At 71.8% G+C, this 21,162-nt stretch carries 20 protein-coding genes; 6 read left to right on the forward strand and 14 right to left on the reverse strand.

The features are described 5' to 3' along the window. The first annotated feature begins 26 nt into the window (after positions 1-26). Positions 27-695 carry a TetR/AcrR family transcriptional regulator gene (locus SCNRRL3882_RS35700; protein ID WP_102514906.1) on the forward strand — a complete coding sequence of 223 codons (669 nt, stop codon included), beginning with the start codon at positions 27-29 and terminating at the stop codon, positions 693-695. A gap of 14 nt (positions 696-709) precedes the next feature. Here the strand turns inward: SCNRRL3882_RS35700 and SCNRRL3882_RS35705 are convergent, their stop codons facing one another. After that, on the reverse strand, positions 710-1,423 hold the full coding sequence (locus SCNRRL3882_RS35705; protein ID WP_010045509.1) for a B3/4 domain-containing protein: 714 nt from the start codon (positions 1,421-1,423) through the stop codon (positions 710-712). Positions 1,424-1,603: 180 nt separating this feature from the next. Here SCNRRL3882_RS35705 and SCNRRL3882_RS35710 point away from each other — a divergent pair, with 180 nt between their 5' ends. Together SCNRRL3882_RS35710 and SCNRRL3882_RS35715 are read left to right on the forward strand one after the other, a co-directional pair. Continuing rightward, entirely contained in the window at positions 1,604-2,188 is a 585-nt protein-coding gene (locus SCNRRL3882_RS35710) for a helix-turn-helix domain-containing protein (RefSeq protein WP_010045511.1), read from the forward strand. 406 nt (positions 2,189-2,594) lie between these two features. Then, on the forward strand, positions 2,595-3,143 hold the full coding sequence (locus SCNRRL3882_RS35715) for a DUF1062 domain-containing protein (protein WP_029181560.1): 549 nt from the start codon (positions 2,595-2,597) through the stop codon (positions 3,141-3,143). A gap of 124 nt (positions 3,144-3,267) precedes the next feature. Here SCNRRL3882_RS35715 and SCNRRL3882_RS35720 read toward each other — a convergent pair whose 3' ends face one another. Further along, positions 3,268-4,173: a helix-turn-helix transcriptional regulator gene (locus SCNRRL3882_RS35720; protein ID WP_010045514.1), complete on the reverse strand. Its 906-nt coding sequence runs from the start codon at positions 4,171-4,173 to the stop codon at positions 3,268-3,270. Between the two features lie 150 nt (positions 4,174-4,323). Between SCNRRL3882_RS35720 and SCNRRL3882_RS35725 the strand changes: the two genes are divergently transcribed. Further along, entirely contained in the window at positions 4,324-5,238 is a 915-nt protein-coding gene (locus SCNRRL3882_RS35725; protein ID WP_010045516.1) for an SDR family NAD(P)-dependent oxidoreductase, read from the forward strand. A 51-nt stretch (positions 5,239-5,289) separates the two neighbouring features. Further along, positions 5,290-6,420, forward strand: a complete 1,131-nt coding sequence (locus SCNRRL3882_RS35730; protein ID WP_231911191.1) for an acyltransferase family protein — start codon at positions 5,290-5,292, stop codon at positions 6,418-6,420. A 6-nt stretch (positions 6,421-6,426) separates the two neighbouring features. Here the strand turns inward: SCNRRL3882_RS35730 and SCNRRL3882_RS35735 are convergent, their stop codons facing one another. The 7 genes from SCNRRL3882_RS35735 to SCNRRL3882_RS35765 all read right to left on the reverse strand — a co-directional run bounded on the left by SCNRRL3882_RS35735 (position 6,427) and on the right by SCNRRL3882_RS35765 (position 13,796). After that, a complete protein-coding gene (locus SCNRRL3882_RS35735) occupies positions 6,427-6,990 on the reverse strand; it encodes a CGNR zinc finger domain-containing protein (protein ID WP_010045520.1) in 564 nt (187 codons plus the stop codon). Positions 6,991-7,059: 69 nt separating this feature from the next. After that, positions 7,060-8,271 carry an NAD(P)/FAD-dependent oxidoreductase gene (locus SCNRRL3882_RS35740; RefSeq protein ID WP_010045521.1) on the reverse strand — a complete coding sequence of 404 codons (1,212 nt, stop codon included), beginning with the start codon at positions 8,269-8,271 and terminating at the stop codon, positions 7,060-7,062. A gap of 103 nt (positions 8,272-8,374) precedes the next feature. Beyond that, positions 8,375-9,319, reverse strand: coding sequence for an RNA polymerase sigma-70 factor (locus SCNRRL3882_RS35745; protein ID WP_010045524.1), 945 nt, complete (start codon positions 9,317-9,319; stop codon positions 8,375-8,377). 26 nt (positions 9,320-9,345) lie between these two features. After that, positions 9,346-10,350, reverse strand: a complete 1,005-nt coding sequence (locus SCNRRL3882_RS35750; RefSeq protein ID WP_010045526.1) for a TAXI family TRAP transporter solute-binding subunit — start codon at positions 10,348-10,350, stop codon at positions 9,346-9,348. After that, the gene (locus SCNRRL3882_RS35755; protein ID WP_010045528.1) at positions 10,347-11,738 is read right to left on the reverse strand and encodes a sensor histidine kinase; all 1,392 of its coding nucleotides are present in this window, start codon (positions 11,736-11,738) and stop codon (positions 10,347-10,349) included. The genes SCNRRL3882_RS35750 and SCNRRL3882_RS35755 overlap by 4 nt, the downstream gene beginning before the upstream one ends. Positions 11,739-11,765: 27 nt before the next feature. After that, a complete protein-coding gene (locus SCNRRL3882_RS35760) occupies positions 11,766-12,425 on the reverse strand; it encodes a response regulator transcription factor (RefSeq protein ID WP_010045530.1) in 660 nt (219 codons plus the stop codon). 21 nt (positions 12,426-12,446) lie between these two features. After that, the gene (locus SCNRRL3882_RS35765; protein WP_010045532.1) at positions 12,447-13,796 is read right to left on the reverse strand and encodes an MFS transporter; all 1,350 of its coding nucleotides are present in this window, start codon (positions 13,794-13,796) and stop codon (positions 12,447-12,449) included. A gap of 238 nt (positions 13,797-14,034) precedes the next feature. Between SCNRRL3882_RS35765 and nshR the strand changes: the two genes are divergently transcribed. Next, complete coding sequence (gene nshR / locus SCNRRL3882_RS35770) at positions 14,035-14,844, forward strand: NshR/TsnR family 23S rRNA methyltransferase (RefSeq protein ID WP_010045534.1); 810 nt, start codon at positions 14,035-14,037, stop codon at positions 14,842-14,844. A gap of 121 nt (positions 14,845-14,965) precedes the next feature. Here nshR and SCNRRL3882_RS35775 read toward each other — a convergent pair whose 3' ends face one another. The 5 genes from SCNRRL3882_RS35775 to SCNRRL3882_RS35795 are packed head-to-tail and all read right to left on the reverse strand — an operon-like array spanning position 14,966 to position 21,099. Continuing rightward, positions 14,966-15,319, reverse strand: a complete 354-nt coding sequence (locus SCNRRL3882_RS35775; protein WP_040903945.1) for a hypothetical protein — start codon at positions 15,317-15,319, stop codon at positions 14,966-14,968. 59 nt (positions 15,320-15,378) lie between these two features. Continuing rightward, a complete protein-coding gene (locus tag SCNRRL3882_RS35780) occupies positions 15,379-16,146 on the reverse strand; it encodes a DeoR/GlpR family DNA-binding transcription regulator (protein ID WP_102515047.1) in 768 nt (255 codons plus the stop codon). A 29-nt stretch (positions 16,147-16,175) separates the two neighbouring features. Next, a complete protein-coding gene (locus SCNRRL3882_RS35785) occupies positions 16,176-16,550 on the reverse strand; it encodes a hypothetical protein (RefSeq protein ID WP_010045540.1) in 375 nt (124 codons plus the stop codon). Positions 16,551-16,603: 53 nt separating this feature from the next. Beyond that, on the reverse strand, positions 16,604-18,004 hold the full coding sequence (locus SCNRRL3882_RS35790; protein WP_010045543.1) for an FAD-binding oxidoreductase: 1,401 nt from the start codon (positions 18,002-18,004) through the stop codon (positions 16,604-16,606). A gap of 17 nt (positions 18,005-18,021) precedes the next feature. Then, the gene (locus SCNRRL3882_RS35795; protein WP_010045544.1) at positions 18,022-21,099 is read right to left on the reverse strand and encodes an ATP-binding protein; all 3,078 of its coding nucleotides are present in this window, start codon (positions 21,097-21,099) and stop codon (positions 18,022-18,024) included. Positions 21,100-21,162: the final 63 nt, after the last annotated feature.

Consider the following 21,162-nt stretch of genomic DNA (forward strand, 5'->3'; position numbering starts at 1 on the left):
TGTCGCGCGCGTGTTTAGATCGCCTGATGGAGGACGTCAGGGTGGGCAGCGGTCGTACATCCCGCCGGGGCCGGCCGCCGGTGAGCGACGAGCAGCGCGGGCGGCAACGCCTCGACATCTCCCGCCACGCGGTCCGGCTGTTCGCCGAACAGGGCGTGGCAGCCACCTCCGGCGAGCAGATCGCGCGGGCCGCCGGAGTCTCCGAGCGCACCCTGTGGCGCTACTTCCCCACCAAGGAGAGCTGCGTCGAACCGCTGCTCACGAAGATGCTCGACGCCTTCCGTGCGGTCCTGCACGCCTGGCCGCCCGGATCCGGTCTGATCGAGCACCTGCGCGCGGCCTACCAGCCCGTCCTCGACTCGTCATCCGGCGAGGACGTCGAGGCGGTTCTCGCCGTGGTCCGGATGACCCATGACGAACCCGCGCTGCGCGCCGCCTACCTCGTGCTGCGGGAGCGTGCGGAAGAGACATTCACCGAAGTGCTCGCCGCACGCATGGGCATGCCGGCCGAGACGTTCGACGTGCGGGTGCAGGCCGCCACCATGAACGCCGTGCTCAAGGTCGCGGCCGACGAGTTCGCCCGTGAGACGGCCGGCCGGGGCATCAGCCCCGAGGTCCTGAACGATCACCGTGAACAACTCGCCCACGCGCTCGGCCTCGTCTCCGGGAGAATCCCGGCCACGGACGCCGACTGACGAGCCCGGCCCGCTCAGGGACGCGCCGTGGCCCGGGGCTGTGCCGGGCTGAGGTAGTGAACGGTGGTCTGCGCGGTGTGCGGGGCCAGCAGGCCCTGCAGCTCCTCCGCCGCGACCTCGAGGAGGTCGCCGTCGCGGGTGGCGTGGAGGGTTTCCAGGACGAAGGCGACGTGTGCGGAGTCCTCGGTGACACGGGTGCGGTGGGCGTCGCGGTGGTTCCAGTGGCGCGTCAGGACGCCGGTGGCGTCCGCGTAGATGATCTCGCCGGGCTTGGGGTGCTCGACGGTGCCGGGTTCGCCGAGCGGGGTGAAGGGTTCGGTGCCGTCCGCGTACCGGATGACGACGTCCCCGGCGACGTGGTCCAGGTCGAAGGCGCCGGCGGGCAGGCCGTGACGGACGGAGACGGCGTTGTAGGAGTCGACCGCCGGGTTGATGCGCGGCAGCGTCCCCTTCTTGGCGAGGCGTCGGCCGAGCGCGTCGACGCTGGGGCGGATGCGGCGCGGGTTGGTCCCGAAGGAGCGATAGGCGGTGTGCCAGGCCTCGATGCGCGGGTCGGTCTCGTCGGCGGGCTGCCAGGTGCCGTCGGAGAGCTGCCGCTCCAGGTCCTCCAGGGCGGTGGCGGTGTGCGGCCAGGGTGCACCGCCGCGCAGGCCGGTGGCGCTGACCAGGGCGATGAGGGTGTCGGGGAAGGCCTCCGCCACGGCGGGGGTGAGGTGGAAGGTGGGCACGGCGGTTTCCGTTTCTCGACTCGGGGCGGGCCATGGCTCGGTGGTGCACGCACAGCGAACACGGCATATCCCTTACCATTCAGTGGAACGACCAGACCGTACAACGGAATGACCGTCCGGTGTCAATCAAACGACCGTGCGGTGCAGTCGAATGTTCCAGCCGGCAAGGATGGTGATCAGGTGGCCGAGACAGCCGCAGCCCTGCGGACCGTCGCGCACAACGTCCGGGCGGCCCGCGTCCGCGCGGGCCTCACGCTGGAGGAACTCAGCCGGCGCGCCCAGGTCAGCAAGGGCGCCCTGGTGGGTCTGGAGAAAGCCCAGGGCAACCCCAACCTGGCCACCCTGGTCCGGCTGGCCGACACCCTCGGCATCTCGGTGTCCGCCCTGATGCAGGGACCGCCCGAAGGCCGCGTCCGTGTCGTGTCCGCCGAGGCCGTGGCCCCCCTGTGGACCGGAGAGCGGGGCAGCGAGGCCCGATTGATGCTGACGACGTCAGGGCCGGCGCCGGTCGAGGTCTGGCGCTGGCGGCTGGAACCGGGAGAGGAGTACGCCAGCCATCCCCACCAGGGCGGCGTCGTGGAAACCGTCAGTGTCACCTCCGGCCGGATGACCCTGATCGTCGACGGCACCGAGCACATCCTCGAGGCGGGCCGGACCGCCACGTTCGACGGCGACACCCCGCACACCTACCGCGGCTCCGGCTCCGAACCCTGCCACCTGATCATGACGGTCCATCTGCCGCCCGGCCCGGCTCCGGCGAGCTGACCGGCACGACAGGCTCGGAACCTCATCCGCCACTCACGTGCCAGGCCTCGGCGTTTCCGCCAACTCGCATCGCCGAGGGGCCGCCCCACCACCGCGTCCACCCGTTCGAGCCCTTGCCGCGTCTGGGGCACACGCGTCCGGAATCGATCGCGTTCGAACGTCGACGGGACGCCGCGTGACCTCACGGAGCCGGTGGCGGACCCGGGCGTGCGGACTGGCGTGGGCGCCCGAAAACCGGTGGAGCCGTGCCGTAGTGCGCCCTTACCGTGCTGCCGGACCGAGTCGTCGAGGCAAGGACGTGCCGTTGTACACCGTGTGACCTCCCGAGCGCTGATCGGTCGCGCGGCGCGCATGTGCGCCGCGCTGCTTTCTGCTGCGGACTTCTCACTGAAACCGGTGTACTTCTGTGCTCAAAAACTGGGTGGTCATGCCCACCTGCCTGCCGCTCGTTCTCCGCCGTTGTCACGCGTGCGGGTCCGAGCGTTTCCGGGCGAGCGGCAAATTTCGCGTCAACGCCAACCACAAGCTCATCGACGCCTGGCTCCTCGTGCTCTGTACCGCTTGCGGGGAAACCGCGAAGCTCACGGTCCTGGAGCGGATGAACGTGCGCTCCGTACGACCCGAGATGCTGGACCGGCTGCATGACAACGACCTCGGCCTGACAGCTGAGTTGCTCCAGGATCCGGTCGTGCGGCGCCGCAATCGCATCGCCCTCCACTGGGACAACGCCTGGCGCCTCGACACCGGCGGATCGGATCACCTGGACCGCGAGGTGATCGACGTCTCGGTCCGCTTCGCGGCGCGGATCCCTGTCCGGCCGGTGCGCTTGATCGCTGAAGGCTGCGGTCTTTCGCGGGCCGAGGTCGAGAGACTGATCACGCAGGGGAGGCTCGTTTCGGCAGTCCGGCTGAGCGGCAAGCTCTCCGGCGACTTCACCTTCACGCTCAAGCGCTGAGCCCTCCTCAACACCAGGGCCTGCCCGGCACGACCCGCCGGACTGGCCCTGGTGCCGGCCGGAACACCGACGCGGACCGGGCCGCCCGGGACTTCTCACACCCGGCCCGCGTCCCTCACCGGAGTCAACCGCTCCCCGGCCTGCCGAGGGGCTCGCCCTGCGGCTGAGCGTGCGACCGGACCTGATGTCCGCCTGAGACGCGCAGAAGGCCCAGTTTCCCCGCACCGCTGCTTCCGGCCGCCGCCGTGTAGGTGACCATGCGCAGGTCGGCTCCGGGGACGATGAGGACGTCGCAGTCGAGCAGGATGTCGCCGATCTCCGGATGCCGGATCGTCTTGCGGTCGGTCGTGTGCTGCGCGGCGGTCGTCTGCGTGGCCCAGAGGTGAGCGAAGGCGTCGGACGATTCCCGCAGTTCCCGTACGAGGCGATCGAGCTGGGCGTCCGCGGGATAGCGCGAGACGGCGTCCTTGAGGTCGGCGACGATCGACGCCACGAGGGCGTCCGCTCCACGCTCGGACCGTACGGGGAGCATCGAGGCGCGTGCGGCGCCGTTGCCGAAGAGCGCACGGGCGAGGTTGCGTTCGGCGGTCGGAAGAACGGCGGGGTCACCGTGCAGGGCGCTCCACATGGTGTTCCACCACACCAGTGTCCAGTCGGCGGTGAACACGCCGATCGGAACGTCGCCGAGGCGGACGGCGAGCCGTTGGACGCCCGCGGGCACGTGGGTGCTGACCGTCCCGTCCTGCGGCGGAAGGAGCCCGGCGGCGCGGTACAACCGGTCGCGCTCGGCGCGGGAGAGCTGAAGGGCCCGGGCGAGGGCACCGACGACCTGGGACGAGGGGTTCCGCGCGCGTCCCTGTTCCAGGCGCAGGACGTAGTCGACGGAAAGCCCGGCCAGTTGCGCGAGTTCCTCCCGGCGCAGCCCCGGGGCGCGACGGCCGTCCGTGACGGTGAAGCCGGCGTCGGCCGGGGAGAGACGGTCGCGCCAGGCGCGCAGGAGTTCGGCGAAGCCGGAGCGGGAGGGAGCCATGCCTTCATTCTCACCGCGCGGCGCCGCATCAGCCTGGGTACTGCCAGTCCTGGTGACGGGGACGGCACTGGTTGGCGGTGGCACACCCGGCGAACGTGGCCCCGTGCCCAAGCCGGGCGCCGACACCGCCGGCCAATGAAGGAGCCTCTTATGAAGCACACCATCGTGATGACGGGCGCGGGCCGTGGGATCGGCCGCGTCGCCGCGGGGCACATCCTGCGCCGGTCGACGGACGTGCACTTCCTCGTCGTCGCCCGCGGGTCCTCCGGTACACAGCTCGCCGCGGAACTCGCCACGGGTGGGCACACGGTCTCGCACGTCCCGGCGGACCTCGGCTCGCTGGACAGCGTCCGCTCGGCCGCCACCGAGATCCGTGACCGGCTCGATCGCGGTGAACTGCCGCCGCTGCGCGGCTTCGTGGGCAACGCGGGCATCCAGTACGCGAACGCGCTCACCGAGGGACCGGAAGGATTCGAGTCCACCTTCACGGTCAACGTGCTCGCCAACCACCTGTTCGTCCGCCTGCTCCAGGACCGCTTCACCGCTCCCGCCCGGATCGTGATCACCGTCAGTGACACGCACTTCGGTGACTTCAGGCACAACTTGGGCATGGTGCCGGGCCCGGCCTGGAAGTCCCCGGACGTCCTCGCCCGCACCCGTGCCTTCGCCGAGCCGGACACCGCGGTCGCCGGGCGCACCGCGTACTCGACGAGCAAGCTGGCCGCCATCTACCTCGTGCACGAGTACGCGCGCCGCCTGCCGGCCGGGATCGACGCAGTCGCCTACAACCCGGGCTTCGTCCCCGGCACGGGCCTCGCCCGCAACGCCGACCCCGTCTCCCGGTTCGCCATGCGGCGCATCCTGCCCATGATGACCCTCACTCCGTTCGCCAGCAGCCGCGACACCGCGGGCCGCTACCTCGCCGACGTCGTCCTCGGCACGACCGTGGCCCAGACCGGCTCCTACGTCGACCGCAACCGTGTGGACCGCTCGTCCGAGGAGTCCTACGACCCACGGCGCGAAGGCGAACTCTGGGATGCCGCCGAACGGTTCACCGCAGCATGAGCAACTGGCGACGCGTACGGTGTCACCGCGGGCGCCGTCACCGCAGCGGCGGTGGCGGAGCTGGACGCGTTGCGGATGGTGGTGGTCATCGGGCTGGTCTTCTTCCACTCGGCGCTGGTGTACGCGACCGAGGGCGACTTCTACGTCACGAACACCGAGACCACCGAAGCCATCACGGTCATCGCCGGGTTCGGGGTCGTCTGGGCGATGCCGCTGCTGTTCCTGATCTCCGGCCTCGGCGCCTGGCACTCACTGCGGAGCCGTGGCGCGGGCACCTTCACCACGGAGCGGTTGCTTCGGCTGGGCGTCCCCCTCCTCCTCGGGACCCTCCTTTTGAACCCGCTCCCGCAGTGGCTGCGGCAGCGCTCGTCCGACCCCGGCTACGACGAGTCGTACGCCGGCTTCCTGCCCCACTTCTTCGACGTGCACGTGGAGTTCGACGAGTTCCCCTTCCTCGTCCAGGGAGAGCACTTCGAGACCGGCCATCTCTGGTTCGTCGTGCTCCTGCTGACGTTCTCCCTGATGCTGGCCACCCTCCACCGCTTCCTGCCGCACGCGCCCTTCCGCCGGCTCGCCGACCGCGTGGCGGCCGTGACCCTGCGCCGGCGCGGCGTCGTACTGCTCCCGGCCCTCGCCTCCGCGGAGATCTGCGCCTTCGCCGGCATGGAGGAGGACTACGCGGGCTGGCACCGCTGGTCGTACCTCCTCTTCTTCGCCGCCGGCTTCACCCTCGCCGGCGACACGCGCTTCCGCGCCGCCATGCGTCGCGACGCACGCTCCACGGCCTGTCTCGGCGCCCTCCTGTTCATGGCGGCCGCCCCCGGTTTCACCACGGCCGACGACCCCTTCACGGAGACGACCCCCCTGGCCGTCGTCTCCCGGGCCCTGTTCGGGGCGGCCGGCTGGTGCCTGGCGGTCGCCGTCCCCGGCCTCCTCGACCGCCCCCGTCAACAGCCGCCGGCGGGGCCCCCGGGGTACCTCGCGGCCGCCGTCCTTCCGCTGTACGTCCTCCACCAGCCGATCGTCGTCGCCGTGGCCTACTTCCTGGTGGGCTGGCCGGCGCCGATTCCGGTCGAGTACGTGGTGCTGGTGACGATCTCCCTCGCCCTGACGCTCGTGGCGTACGAACTGTTGGTGCGCAGGACGCGGGTGACGCGTTTCCTGTTGGGGATGCGGGCCTGAGGCGCGTCAGTCCGTGGCCGCCACGGATGCCGTCTTCTTGCGCGCGCGGTACGCGGCCGCCTTGATCTTGTTGCCGCACGAGTCCATCCCGCACCACTGCCGTCGCATGCCCCGCGAGCGGTCGATGTAGACGCGGGTGCACTCCGGGTTTCCGCACTCCTTGAGCAGGGGCACGTCCGGCCCGCTCAGAAGCTCGACGGCGTGGCGCGCCACCAGGGAGAGGGCTTCGTCCGGGGTCGCCTGCGTCCATCGGCCCGCCGGGGTGAGCTGCGGCACCGCGGCCGGCCTGCGTGCCGCCTTGTTCACGACGGTCAGCGCCGTCGCGTCGTACCCCTCCCCGAGCCGGCGGGCGGTGACCAGCTGGTAGATCGCTTCCCGCACGGTCTTCGCCTGCTCGACGTCCGCCTCCCGGCCGGCGGAGACCGCGTCGACGATGCCGGACTCCACGTACCAGGCGTTCAGCCTGTCCGGCGTCACGAACATCTCCGAGCGCTCCGAACGGCGCGCCCCGAGCGTGGCGGCGAAGTCGAGTGCCGGGTTTCCGCATACGAAGACATGGTCGAGGTTCACATCACCATTCTGACCGGTGACTGCGGCACGGACCATGCCGACGACCCCTGGGGGTCGTCGGCATGCGCGTCAGGCCGCTGTGCTGACCGGCGAGACCGCCCGGGCCGGCTGCCGTACGACGTGGCGGCGGCGGGTCGGCAGTCCGAGCGTCGGGTGGGCGACGCCCCAGACCGCGCCCTTGCAGACGAGTTCCTTGTAGACGGCGGCGAGCCGGCCCGTCAGGGCCGCCCGGACGGCGCGGTCGTCGGCGGTGACGTACTGGATCAGCCCCTCCTCGCGGCCCAGCGAGATGCACTGGTTGAAGTAGCGGAGCGGCGCGTTCGGGAGTTTCCCGCCGGTCAGGCGGGCCGCGATGGCGTCGGCGGCCTGCCATGCCATGGGGGTGCCGGAGGCGCACGACATCCGCAGCGGCTTGTCGCCCGGGCCCATGGCCAGGGCCGCGTCACCGATGGCGTACACGTCCGGGTGCGAGACCGAGCGCATGGTCCCGTCGACGAGGATCCGGCCGGTGTCGGTGACGTCCAGGGTGGTGGCCTTGGCGATCGGGTGGACGGCGAAGCCGGTGGTCCAGAGGGTGACCGTGGCGGGGATCGTCCCGCCGTCGGCGGTGGTGACGCGGTCGGCCTCGACGGCGGCGACGGAGGCGTGCTCGTGGACGGTGATGCCGAGCCTGTCGAAGACCTTCCGCAGGTGCCGGCGGCCCTTGGGGGAGAGCCAGTCGCCGAGCTCGCCGCGGGCGGCGAGGGCGACGTCGAGGTCCGGGCGGGCCTCGGCGATCTCGGACGCGGCCTCCAGGCCGGTGAGTCCGCCGCCGACCACGACCACCGACTCTCCGGCGTCCAGGCGGGCCAGACGCTCGCGCAACCGCAGTGCGCCGGGTCGGCCGGCGATCTGGTGGGCGTGCTCGGCGGCGCCCGGGACGCCCTGGTCGCTCCAGCCGCTGCCGAGGGCGTACACGAGGGTGTCGTACTCCAGCTCCTCGGCCTCCGGTTCCCCGGGGGCGTTGGCGTCGACGACGGCGACGGTCCTGCGGTCGACGTCGACGCCGGTGACCTTCGCGAGCTTCAGTTCGACGCCGGTGCCCGCGAACATCTCACTGAGGGGCCGGCGCGTGAGGTCCTGGCCGGTCGCGAGCTGGTGCATCCGGACACGCTCGACGAAGTCGGGCTCGGTGTTGACGAGGGTGATGGCGACCTCTGCGCGGTGCAGCCGCCTGGCGAGGCGGCCGGCGGCGATGGCTCCGGTGTAGCCGGCTCCGAGGACGACGATGCGGTGCTGCATTTCCGGGCTCCTGTCTTGAGCGGGACTCGCCCCCTGAACCGGGCAGCCCGCCGTTTCCTGACAGGAACGCGGTGTGAAGCACGTCACATCTTCGTCGGCAGGGTCAGAAGACCCTGAGCAGCGGATCGCCGTGGTCGGTGGCCGCCCACCGCCTGGTCGCCCGTTCGAGCTTGTCGGGGTTGACCTGGTTGCGGAACGCGGCGATGCCCTCGGTGGTGACCTCCAGACACATGACGCCGATGACCCGGCCGTCGAGCACCACGACGACGGCGGGGTCGCCGTTGGCGGTCGTGGCGTAGACGTCGGGTGAGCCGCCGACCAGGTCGCGTTTGGCCTTGCCGGGTTTGAACAGACCCCGCATGAACTTCGCGACCGCGAGGGCACCCTCGAACGCCTTGGCGCGGGCCGGGACCTTCCCGCCGCCGTCGCCGACCGAGATGGCGTCCTGGGTGAGCAGCCGCACGAGCGGTTCGGTCCGGCCGCTGGTGGCGGCCGCGAGGAACTCGTCGACGATCCGCCGGGCGGCGGCCTCGTCGACCTGGGTGCGGGCCTTGCCGTCCGCGACGTGCTTCTTGGCACGGTGGAGGATCTGCTGGCTGGCGGCCTCGGTGATGTCGAGGATCTCGGCGATCTCCCGGTGCGGGTAGTCGAACGCCTCCCGCAGGACGTAGACCGCCCGCTCGGTGGGGGAAAGGCGCTCCAGCAGGGCGAGGACCGCGAACGAGACCGATTCGCGCTGTTCGGCGGTGTCGGCCGGGCCGAGCATGGGGTCCCCGGCGAGCACCGGCTCGGGGAGCCACTGGCCCACGTAGGTCTCTCGCCGCGCGCGGGCCGAGGTGAGCTGGTTGAGGCACAGGTTGGTGAGCACCTTCGTCAGCCAGGCCTCGGGGATCTCGACGCGGTCGACGTCGGCGGCCTGCCAGCGCAGGAAGGTCTCCTGCACGGCGTCCTCGGCCTCGCTCGCGGAACCGAGGAGACGGTAGGCGATGGCCTCCAGGCGGGGCCTGGCTGCTTCGAACCGGTCCACGTCGTTCATGGTCAGGGCCATGACCATGATCCTAGCGTCGCTGGGCCCTAGCCGTGCAGTTCGCGATAGGCGGCGACCGCCCCCGGATGCAGGGGGACGGCGCCCGTGGAGATCAGGCTGCGGGCGTCGAGGAACTGGGTGCCGAGGGCCGGGGCGGGGACGAGGCGGGTGGCCCGGCGGACCAGGACGTGGGTGAGGGCGGCGGCGACGGGGGCGGGGAGGTCGGGGCGGCAGAGCAGGAGATTGGCGACGCCGATGGTCGGAACCTCGGGGGTCTCCCGGTACGCCCCGGCCGGCACCGTCACCGCCTCCAGACCCGATCCTTCCGGGCCGAGGCCGGCGCGCAGCCGGGGCAGCAGGCCGGACAGGGGCAGCAGACGGATGCCGGGGCGGGTGTCGAGCCCGGACAGTACGGGGAGCGGTACACCCCCCGCGACCAGCAGCGCGTCGATCGCGCCGGCCCGCATCGCACGCGCCGCCTGCGGCATCAGCAGATGCCGGACCCGGACGTCGGTGCCGGGGGTCAGGCCCGCGACGCGCAGCAGACGGTCGCCGAGCACGGCGCCGCCGGACGCGGGCGCGCCCAGCGAGACGGTGCGGCCCGCCAGGTCCGACACGGTGTGGATGGGCGCCCCGGCGCGCACGGCCAGCTGGACGTAGTTCTCGTAGACCCTGCCGATCGCGCGCAGCGGGACGCGGCTGCCGAACGGTGCGGTGCCGCCGTACGCCGCCCACGCGATGTCCGACAGGGCCAGGGCCACGTCGGCCCGGCGGGCCCGGAGCAGCCGTACGTTGGCCACGCTGCCCTCGCTGCTGACCACCTCGCAGGACAGCCGGGGGTAGGTGGCCGTGACCTGGGCCGCGAGCAGTCGGCCGAAGGCCGCGTAGAACCCGTCGGTCTCGCCGGTCGCGATCCTCAGAACTCCCTCCGGGCCGCTGTCCGCGCGCCGCGCGTCCGCCGCCACGGAGCCGGCGAGCAGGCCGGTGCCCGCCGCTGCGAGTGCGGCGCGCAGGACGGTGCGGCGGGTCGTCAGGCGGGCGGGGCCGGTCATGCCGTGTGCCCCTTCGGGAGCACGACCCGGACGCGCAGGCCGTGCGGTTCGGCCGCCGTGAACTCGACGTGTCCGGCGTGACCGGCCACCAGTCGCTCGGCGATCGCCAGGCCGAGACCGCTGCCGCGTACCTCGCGGTGGCGTTCCGAGCGCCAGAAGCGGGTGCCGGCCCGGGAGAGTTCGCCGGTGTTCAGGCCCGGCCCGTCGTCCTGTACCTCGAACACCGCGTCCGCGCCCTCGGTGGAACAGCGTGCCTCCACGCGGGCGCCGCTCCCGGCGTACTTGATCGCGTTGTCGAGGAGGATGTCGGCCACCTGGGCCAGCTCTCCCTCCGGGCAGGCCATGAGGACCGCGGGGCCGGGCACGAACTCCAGGCGGACTCCGGCCCGTTCGGCCACCGGCTGCCACAGCCGGACCTGGGCCGCCGCGACCGCCGCGGCGTCGCAGCACGACTCCCGCGCCCGCGTTACGGCCAGTTCGCCGGCGCGGTGCTCGGCGTTCGCCAGGGTGAGCAGGTCGTCGAGGAGGTGCTCCATGCGTTCGAGTTCGGCCGTCACCCCGGTGTAGGTGCGGGTGCCGGAGGTGCGCAGGTGGGGCTGGAGCGAGTCGATGCGCAGCCGCAGGGCGGCCAGGGGGTTGCGCAGTTGGTGCGAGGTGTCGGCGACGAGCCGGCGCTGCTGTTCCAGCGCGGTGGTGACCGCGTCGGCCATGCGGTTGAAGCCGGTGGCCAGCTGGCGCAGCTCCGGCGGGCCGCCGGCCCGCGCGTGCTCGGGCGGCAGGCCGGCGGCCAGGGTGCCGACCGCGCGGTCGAGGCGGTGCAGCGGCCGTACGACCCACCGCGTGGCCCGGCGGGCGAGCAGCACACAGGCCACGGCGAACAGACCGGCGCCGGCCAGGACGAGCGTCCAGCGCAGGGCGATGTCGTCCGCGGCGGCCCGCACCGAGGCCCGCAGCACCACGGCGCCGGACACCCTGGTGCCGGTGCCCACGGGGCGGGCGAGCAGCCGGTCGGCCCGGGACCAGGGCCGCAGCGTCCCCCCGGGTGAGACGGGCTGGTTGCGCAGCGCCGCGTCGACGAGCCGGGCGACGGCCGGGTCGGCGGCGCGCAGGCCGCCCGTCTGCACCAGCGGGGCGCGGCGGGCGTCGACGACCACGACGGCCTCGCCGTACAGCTCGGTGTAGCGGCGCACGTCGGCCGTGAGCGTGCCGGTGTCGTCGCTCTCGGCGGCCTGCTCGGCCAGCCCGGCGAAACGGTCGAGGTCGGCGGTGCGCGCCGCGACGAGTTGCTGAGTGCGCTGCGCGGCGGTGACGGCCAGCAGCGGGACGGCGAAGCCGGCCACGGCAAGGACCGCGAAGGCCAGGACCACGGTGAGGACGCGGGTGCGCATGAACAGGGCCTGCCGTGAGAAGCCGGCTCAGTCGCCGAAGCGGTAGCCGAAGCCGCGGATGGTGGTCAGCACCTCGGGGCGGCCGAGCTTGGCCCGCACCTGGGTGAGGTGCACATCGAGAGAGCGGGACACGGCGAGGAAGGCGTCGCCCCACACCTCGTCCATCAGCTGCTGGCGGCTGACCGCCGTGCCGGCCCGGGCCGCCAGCGCGGCGAGGACCTCGAACTCCTTGGCGGTCAGCCGCACCTCCGCGCCGCCGACCGTCACCCGGCGCGCGTCGAGGTCGACCTCGACGTCGGCGACGCGGACGGTGCGCGGCGCCGGGGCGGCGGGTGCCGTGGCGCGGCGGGTGACGGCCTCGATGCGGGCCAGCAGCTCGGCTAGCCGGACCGGCTTGACCAGGTAGTCGTCGGCGCCCAGCCGCAGACCACGCACCACCGACCGTTCGTCGCCCCGCGCGGTGAGCACCACCACCGGCAGGGCGCTGACCGCGCGCAGCTTGCGCAGCACCTCCAGGCCGTCCAGGTCGGGCAGGCCGAGGTCGAGCAGCAGCAGGTCGGCCTGCCGGTGGCGGGCCAGAACGTCCTCGCCGCGCCGCACCCGGGCCGGCTGGTGGCCGTTGTCGTACAGCGCCTCGGTCAGCGCGCCCGCCACCCCGTCGTCGTCCTCGGCCAGCAGCACCCGCACGGTCGCCTCCTTCCCGCCTCGTCAGTCGCGAGACCGGGAAACGCCCTCGTCCAGCGGCGACGCGTCGGAGGTCTCGCGCATCCGAATGTAGACGAGCAGCGAGATCAGGACACAGGCGGTGACGTAGTAGAAGTACCAGTTCTCGTGTCCGGCGTTCTTGAACCAGAGGGCGACGTACTCGGCGGTCCCGCCGAACACGGCCACGGTCAGTGCGTACGGCAGGCCGACGCCGAGCGCCCGGATCGAGGTCGGGAACAGCTCGGCCTTCACCACCGCGCTGATCGAGGTGTACAGGGAGCTGACGGCCAGCGGCACGACCATGAGCAGGAACGCGTACCCGGGGTCACTGGTGTGCGACAGCAGGGTGAGCGAGGGCACCACCACCACGGTGCCCAGCGCCCCGAACGCGATCAGCATGGGACGCCGCCCCACCCGGTCGGACAGCAGGCCCATCACCGGCTGGAGCACGACGAACACGAGCAGCGCGAAGAAGTTGATCCACGCCGCCGTGGGCTTGGCGATGCCGCTGGTGTTGACCATGAACTTCTGCAGGTAGGTGGTGTACGTGTAGAAGAACAGCGTGCCGCCCATGGTCAGCCCGACGACGACCAGGCACTGCCGGGGGTAGGACAGCAGCAGCCGCAGACTTCCGCGGGCCGGGCCGCTCTGCTCCTTCTCGCCTTCCGACGCGGCACGTTCGAAGCTCTCGGACTCGTCCATGCCGCGCCGCAGCCACAGCACGACCACCGCCCCCGCGGCGCCGACGACGAACGCGATCCGCCAGCCCCAGGACTCCATCTGCGCGGGGCTGAGCACCTGTTGCAGGACGATCTGCAGACCGAGCGCCGTCAGCTGCCCGGCGATGAGGGTGACGTACTGGAAACTGGAGTAGTAACCGCGGCGGCCGGGCGAGGCCACCTCGGACATGTACGTGGCGGAGGTCGAGTACTCACCTCCCACCGACAGACCTTGCAGCAGCCGCGCGGCGACCAGCAGGATCGGCGCGGCGACCCCGATCGAGCCGTACGACGGGGTCAGCGCGACGATCAGTGAACCGGCCGCCATGAGCGTCACCGACAGCGTCAGCGCCGCGCGGCGGCCGCGGCGGTCGGCGTAGCGGCCCAGGACCCAGCCGCCGATCGGCCGCATCAGGAAGCCGACCGCGAACACCGCCGCGGTGTTGAGGAGTTGGGCGGTCTGGTCGCCGGAGGGGAAGAAGACGGAGGCGAAGTAGACGCTGAAGGCGGTGTACGCGTACCAGTCGTACCACTCGATCAGATTGCCGATCGATCCGCGCACGATGTTGCTGACGACCCTGCGTTCGTCGCGGCGCGGTGTGCGCGCACGCTCGGCGGTGGTCTGTGTGGCCATCGGAACTCCCTTGTCTGCGGCCCGGAAGCACACAGAGTCGGCGGCGCGAACAGCGTCGCTCAATGCCGGGAGCCAAGTCCTTACAGTCCCTTAGGGCTCGGGCACGCCGGGAGTCGACTCACCGCGTCCGACGATCGGCGACCCGGCGGGCGGACGGGGCTCCACCGGCCGCTCGCGGGCGAACGAGATCTTGCTATCGTGAGCCGCGCGGCCTCGAACGGGGAAGAACAGGACGACCATGACCGAGTTGGACACCATCGAAAATCCCTCCGATCCGGCTGTGCAGCGGATCAGCGATGTCACCAAGCCTTCGCGATCCAACATCAAGACCACGTTGATCGAGGACGTCGAGCCCCTCACGCACTGCATCGCGGCCGGAGTGGAGTTCATCGAGGTCTACGGCAGCGACAGCAGTCCCTTCCCCGCCGAATTGCTGGATCTGTGCAGGCGGCAGAACATTCCGGTCCGCCTCATCGACTCGTCGATCGTCAACCAGTTGTTCAAGGGGGAGAGGAAGCCCAGGACGTTCGGCATCGCCCGCGTCCCTCGCCCGGCCAGGTTCAGCGATATCGAAAGCCGGAGCGGGGACGTCGTCGTTCTCGACGGGGTGAAGATCGTCGGGAACATCGGCGCGATCGTACGCACGTCGCTCGCGCTCGGAGCGTCCGGGATCATCCTGGTCGACAGTGATATCGCCAGCATCGCGGACCGGCGTCTGCAAAGGGCCAGCCGTGGCTACGTCTTCTCGCTCCCCGTCGTCCTCTCCGGTCGCGAGGAGGCCCTCGCCTTCATCCGGGACAGTGGTATGAAGCTGATGACGCTCAAGGCAGACGGCGATATTTCCGTGAAGGAACTCGGCGACAGTCCGGATCGGCTTGCCTTGTTGTTCGGCAGCGAAAAGGGCGGGCCGTCCGACCTCTTCGAGGAAGCGTCTTCCGCCTCGGTCTCGATTCCCATGATGAGTTCGACCGAGTCCCTCAACGTGTCCGTTTCCCTCGGAATCGCGCTGCACGAGAGGATCGACAGGAATCTCGCGGCCAACCGATAAGCGCCCCTTGCGGTCACAGCGGCTGCGGGACGGTGAGGAACGGCATGGCGGTGCACGCTTCCTCAGGCGTGTCACCGTCCAGCAGAGGCCTCCACATCGACAGGTGTGTCGATGCCCGCGGTCACCGTGCGGCCGGGACGTCGTCGAGGCTTGTGTAGACGGCCCTGCCCCGGGCGCGGGCCCGGGCGACCATCCGGTCGGCACCCTCGGACGGGCCGCCGATCCGCAGCACCGCGTCGCAACGGGACAGCAGCTGCTCGGCTACGGGGTGGAAGATCTCCTCGTACGCCGCATCGCCGGGGCCGGTGCTGCCGGCGGTCTCCAGCAGCGGCAGGGCGAGGGCCTCACCGGTCACGCCGAGGTGGCCGGCACGGAAGAGCTTCAGGGCCACTTCGTTCATGGCCCGGACGTTCGCCTCCAGCTTGTGCGGGTCGTCGCCGGTGCCCGACCGGTAGGGTCCGGCGACCAGGATCATGAGCGAGCGCGTGGCGGTCTGCACAGAATTACTCCTTGATGTGATGTGAGCGGCGGGCGTCAGACCAGGTGGGTCTCGACACCCGCCTGCCGCAGGGCCTTGAGGGTGGCCGGGCCATTGGGGTGGGTCTGCGCGTCATCGGCCGCGGCGTCAGTGACGAAACAATCGGCGGCGCCCGGCGCGGCGACCTGGCTGAAGGCCCGGACGCCGAGTTTGGTGGCGTCCGCGACAGCGACCGTGCGGGCCGACTGGGCAAGCCCGACCTGCTTGACCGCCGCGTCGTCCAGGGAGAACTCCGACCAGCCATGCTCGGCGTGCACGCCGCCGATGGACATCACGAAGCAGTCGAAACTCAACGACTCCAGCGTGCGCAGGGCCAGCGGCCCCACCAGCGAGCGTTCCCCCGGACGGGAGCGGCCTCCGACGATGAGGAGCTCGATCCCCGGGCGGTCCGCCAGGGCGAGGGCCGTCTGCAGGCTCAGCACGGCGACCGTCAGCGGAGCGCGTTCGGCCAGATGTTCCGCCACGTGCACGGTGGTGGTCCCCGCGTCCAGCAGCACCCGTGAACCGGGCTCCACCATCGCGGCCACGGCCGCACCCAGACGGTCCTTGGTGGCGGACTGCCACTGTTCCCGTGCGGCGAACCCGCCGCCCTCCTCACGGGGACGGTGGGCGACCGCACCGCCGTGCACCCGGCGTACCAGGCCCTGACGCTCCAGCGCGTCCAAGTCCCGGCGCACGGTCATCTCCGAGACCCCGAGACGCTGAGAGAGCTCCGACACGGACACCTTGCCCGAGCCCTGCACCAAACGCAGGGATTTGAACAGGTGAGTGTGTGAATCTGGGGTTGGGGGCGCTAGGGGGAGGGCTTGATGTCTCCCGCGAAAACGATGATCTGATCGATGAGGTTTCTCCTCAGATGGACGACGTCCGTTCCCGCGAGACGTGGACCTCCGTCCGGCAGCGTGAAAACCCACTGGTACCGCGCCCACTCATCGGGCATGTCCACTCCCGAACAGCGGATCATCGTGCCCGCCCCCGCCGGGTGGCGCCGGATGTCCAGCACGAACCGCTCCACTGCCTCGATCCCCTCACTGCGCCCCAACGGCCCCCAGAGGATGACGTCCGGGGTCAGCGCCTGGGACAGCAGAGAAGTCACGTAGCTGTCTTCTGAGGCATTGAACGCGGAGATGAACGTGTCGATCGCCGACTGTGCGGTTTCTTCCTGCATGCACCAGTCATACCAGTCGGTTCACCGGTCACGGTCGTCCCGGGACGATCGCTTCAGCCGACGAGCGCGGAGTGGCTGGGGCGGATGTTCTGATTGAGCCGGAACAGGTTGGCCGGATCGTAGGTGTCCTTGATCGCCACGAGACGTGCGTACGTCTCGTCGGTGTAGGCATCGCGGACCCGGTCGGCCTCGGGAGTGAAGTTGAGGTAGGCGGCGCCGGTGCCGAACGGTCGCATGGCGGACGCGAAGGCGCGGCCGGCTGTGATCATCCGGCTGTCGTCGGACGGGTCGTCCCACATGCAGATCGGGTGGAACAGGTAGCCGGCGTCGCGGTGGGAGAAAGCGGTCGCCGCGTCGGGCACCGCAGCGACGCCCTGCCCGACGCGGAAGATGACCATCTCGCTCAGCGGCGCTCCGAGCGAGGTCAGTTCGACGGCGTGGGACAGGAACGTGTCGATCGCGTCATCGGTGAGTTCTCGCAGGTATTCGCCACGCCAGTAGCTGCGGAAGCCGCGGGGCGCGAGGGGGTCGAGGGCCGCCTGGAAGGCGGTGTAGGGCATCGGGGCGATGTGGTCGACGGCGGGGCGGAGATCCCTGAGCGGCTGCACCACGTCGTCGCCCCGGTCGGCCGCGCCGACGTACAGGGCCGCGACGCCGAGGACCGGCTCGCCCCGCAGTCGGGCCGGGACGAACGGCTCGGGTGGTGCGGTGAGCACCACCAAGGCGGTCGCGAGTTCGTCGGGTGCGGCATCGGCGCAGTCCCGCCAGCCGCGCAGCACCTCCGGAGCGCGCTCGACCGGGAACATCGTCAGCCCCGCGAGGACCGTCGGGCCGAGCGGGTGCAAACGGAACTCGAACTCGGTGACGATGCCGAAGTTGCCGCCGCCGCCGCGCAGGCCCCAGAAGAGGTCGGCGTGCTCGCGTTCGCCGGCGCGCACCACCCTGCCGTCGGCGAGCACGACCTCGGCCGAGATGAGGTTGTCGCAGGCCAGCCCGTACTTGCAGGACGTCCAGCCGTAGCCGCCACCGGTGGTGAAACCGCCGATACCGGTGGTGGAGACCCGCCCGCCGGGCGTGTGCAGGCCATGAGCCTGCGTAGCCGTGTCCAACTCTCCCCACAGGACACCGCCGCCGGCCCGCGCGGTCCGCGCCCCCGGATCGACGGTGATCGACTTCAGGCCGCTCAGGTCGATCAGCATCCCGTCGTCACAGGTGCCCAGCCCGGCGACGCTGTGGCCGCCGCAGCGGACCGCCACGACGAGCCCGTGGTCCCGGGCGACATCGACGGCCGCCACGACGTCCGCGGTGGTCGCGCACCGGGCGACGATGGCCGGGCGGCGGTCCATCATCGCGTTGAAGACCTGGCGTGCCTCGTCGTAGCCCGGTTCGCCCCGCCGCAGCACCTGGCCGGTGAATCCCTGGCGCAGCACGGCCGCCGGATCGGTGAGGGTCATGGCTCCTCCTCCGGTCGTCATCGGATGGCGCCATCGTGTCCGGGCCGGCGTTCCTCGAGCGTTGCCCGGATCCGCCGCTCGAACGCGCGGGCGCCCTGGCGGTGCGCCACCGCGAGGGCGTGGTCGCGTTCGGCCGCGACGTCGTCCCCGGGGGCGCCGAGCGCTTCGAGGCAGGCGGCGCGCAGGCGCCGGATCTCGGCCTCCCAGAGTTCCGCGCCGCGGCCCATGCCGAGTGCCTCGTCGGCCAGTGCGAGTCCGGCGGCCGGCTCGCCCGCCAGCGCGTAGTCCTCCAGGAGCAGTCGCGTCGCCACACCCGGCAGGCCTGGTGCGGGTGCCGGGCCGCGTACGACGTGCTCGCGCACGTCCCGGACCCGCGCCAGTCCGGCGGCCGTGCGCCCCTCCAGGACGTCGAGGTGGCCCGCCAACACCTCCGCGGCCAGCAGGATCTGGGCGGGAGCGTCGTCCCCCGTGTGGGCATCGAGCATCCGCGCACAGCGGCGCACCTCCTGGGTGTCGCCGCGGTCCGCGGCGAGGATGGCGGAGAACACCCAGACGGTCGCCCGGCTGTATCCATGAGCGGACTCGTCGGCGGCGCGCAGGGCGAGGGCTTGCTGCCGGTCGGCTTCCGCGGGGCGGCCGAGGAGCCACAGCGTGTGGGCCAGGCGCAGCCGGACGATCAGCTCCGGATCCTGCCCGTAGCGCAGTACGTGGGCCTGGCGCAGGGCGGGACGGAAGTTCCGTACCGCGGCTTCGAAGTGGATGCGTGCCTTCGTCAGCCGGCCGGGCCAGTAGGCGGTGATGCCTCGGATGTAGTCGCTCTCCACCTTCAGGACCTGGTCGTCGTCGCGTGCGGCGCGTATCCGCAACTGTTCACCGAACGTCCGGGCCTGTTCCCAGTCACCACGGGTCAGCGCGGCCAGCGCGAGAGACCACACCAGCGGCGGCTCGGGGGCACATCCGAGCCGCGAGGCCAGGCGCAGGGCCCGTGCGTGCACCCGCGCCATCCGCTCGGTCGCGTAGCCTTCGCAGGCGACGAGCGGAGCCGGGAGCGCGGTGAGCAGGCGCAGTTGGAGCCGGGCGGCGTCCGGCCCGGGTGGCAGACGGTCGGAGAGCACCAGCGCGCGGTCGAGTGCCCGGACGGCATCCGCGTGGGCGTGCAGCCACTGGGCGGTCTCCGCCGACCTCTCGTACCAGCGGACCGCCTCAGCGGTCGCGCCGGCCTTGTCGTAGTGCAATGCGCGAGCCGAGGGCGGGGCCTCGCCGGTCTGCTCGAGGGCCCGGGCGATCGCGAGGTGCGCCTGTCGCCGGCGCGGCGGGCCGAGCGAGGCGTAGGCGGCGTCACGGACCCTCCCGTGGCTGAAGTCATAGGCGTTGGGGCCGTGCGCCCGGATGATGCCGCGGTGCCAGAGCTCGTCCAGGGCACCGACGAATGCCTCCTCCGTGAGTCCGGACGCGGCCGACAGAACGTCGGCGGTGAACGCCCGTCCGATCGCCGCCGCGACGCCCGCCAGCGCCGCGGCGGGCCGTGACAGCCGGGCCAGGCGGCCGGCGATCACCGCCTGCACCTTGGGCGCGTCCGTCGGCGCGTCGGGCTTGAGCGCCTCGACGACGAACAGCGGATTGCCCTCGCTGTCGCGGTAGAGGCGCCGCATCGCCGTCGCGTCGAGCGGCCTGCCGGTGATGCGCTCGGCGAGCAGTGCGGTCTGCGCCCGGTCGAGCCGGTCGAGTGCGATCTCTGTGCAGCGGCCCTGCGACTGCAGGGTGGTGGCCAGTTCGACCAGCGGGTGGCCGACGTCGCAGTCCTCGCGCCGCGCGGTGGCCGCGACGAGCAGCCGTGCGGACGGTGCCGTTCGCACCAGGTGGTGAACCAGGCGCAGCGACGGCGTGTCGGCCCACTGCGCGTCGTCGAGGATCAGCAGCAGGGGCGTGCCCGCGGCCAGCAGCGCCTGGCCGATCGCCTCGAACAGCCGCCGCCGCAGTTCGGCTCGGGGCAACGGTTCGGGCGGCGGCACCCTGCCGGTCAGCTCCGGAAGCAGGCGCGCCAGCTCGACGAGGTGAGGGCGGTCGAGCCGGGACAGGCGTGCGGCGACCGGGCGCGAGCGCAGCCATGCCGTGACGACCCCGTACGCCACCGAACCCTCCGCGGGGTAGGCGCGGGCCGCCACTGTCACGGCACCGGCCTGCGCGTGCATCTCCGAGACCAGCCGCGTCTTCCCCACGCCCGCCTCGCCGCTGACGAGCACCAGCTGTGCCCGTCCGGACACCGCGGCGCTCCACACGGCGGCCAAGCGGGCCCTCTCCGCCTCCCGGCCGACGAACGGGGAAGTGCCGGACGCCTTCCCGCCGACCGCGGGCGGCGGCCGCGAGTCGTTCTCCACTCCGGCCGGTACCGCGGCCACGAGCGACTCGTGGACGGCACGGGTTTCCGGCGACGGCTCGATCCCGAGTTCTCGGTCCAGCACCGTCGCGCAGGCATGGTAGGCGCGCACGGCGCGGGCGCGGTCTCCGGACGCCCGGCACAGCCGCATCAGGAGCCGGTGGCTCTCCTCACGCAGCGGGTCGGAAGCGACCAGCCGCTCAGCCGAGTAAATGGCCTGGGACCAGTTCCGCTCGCGCTCATGTCGGCGAACGAGTTCCTCCAACGCGTTCAGGTGCAGCCCCGCCAGCCGTTCCCGCTCACCGAGCAGCCACTCGTCGTAGCGGCCCTCCAGCAGATCGCCGGCGTACGTCTCGACTGCCTCCTGGAGACGCCCCGCGGCCAGCGACCGCTCGAAGTGCTCCACATCCAGCCACAGGGGCGCGTCCGGGCGCCACTGCAGGCTCCGCGGTCCGATGTCGATCAGCCGGTCGCACTCCGGCAGGACACGGCGCAGCGTGTGCAGCACCTTGCGCAGATTCGTGTAGGCCTGGCGCTCACTCGAACCTGGCCACAGCAGGAAGGCCAGGTGCTGACGCGGCCGCGGCGCGTCGCGGTGCAGCAGCAGGTAAGCGAGCAGCGACTCCGCACGAGCGGAGTCCAGCGGCCCCAGCCGCCGGTCCCCGACGCGCAGGTCCAAGCTGCCCAGCAGGCGCGCCTGCACGGCTTCCGCGTCCATCAGCCCTCTCGCACACACGGCCCGTTCCCCGACGGTTCAGCGGCATCCGGTCCGTCCCATCGC

This window comes from Streptomyces chartreusis NRRL 3882, from assembly GCF_900236475.1.
In the GTDB taxonomy this organism is placed as follows: domain Bacteria; phylum Actinomycetota; class Actinomycetes; order Streptomycetales; family Streptomycetaceae; genus Streptomyces; species Streptomyces chartreusis_D.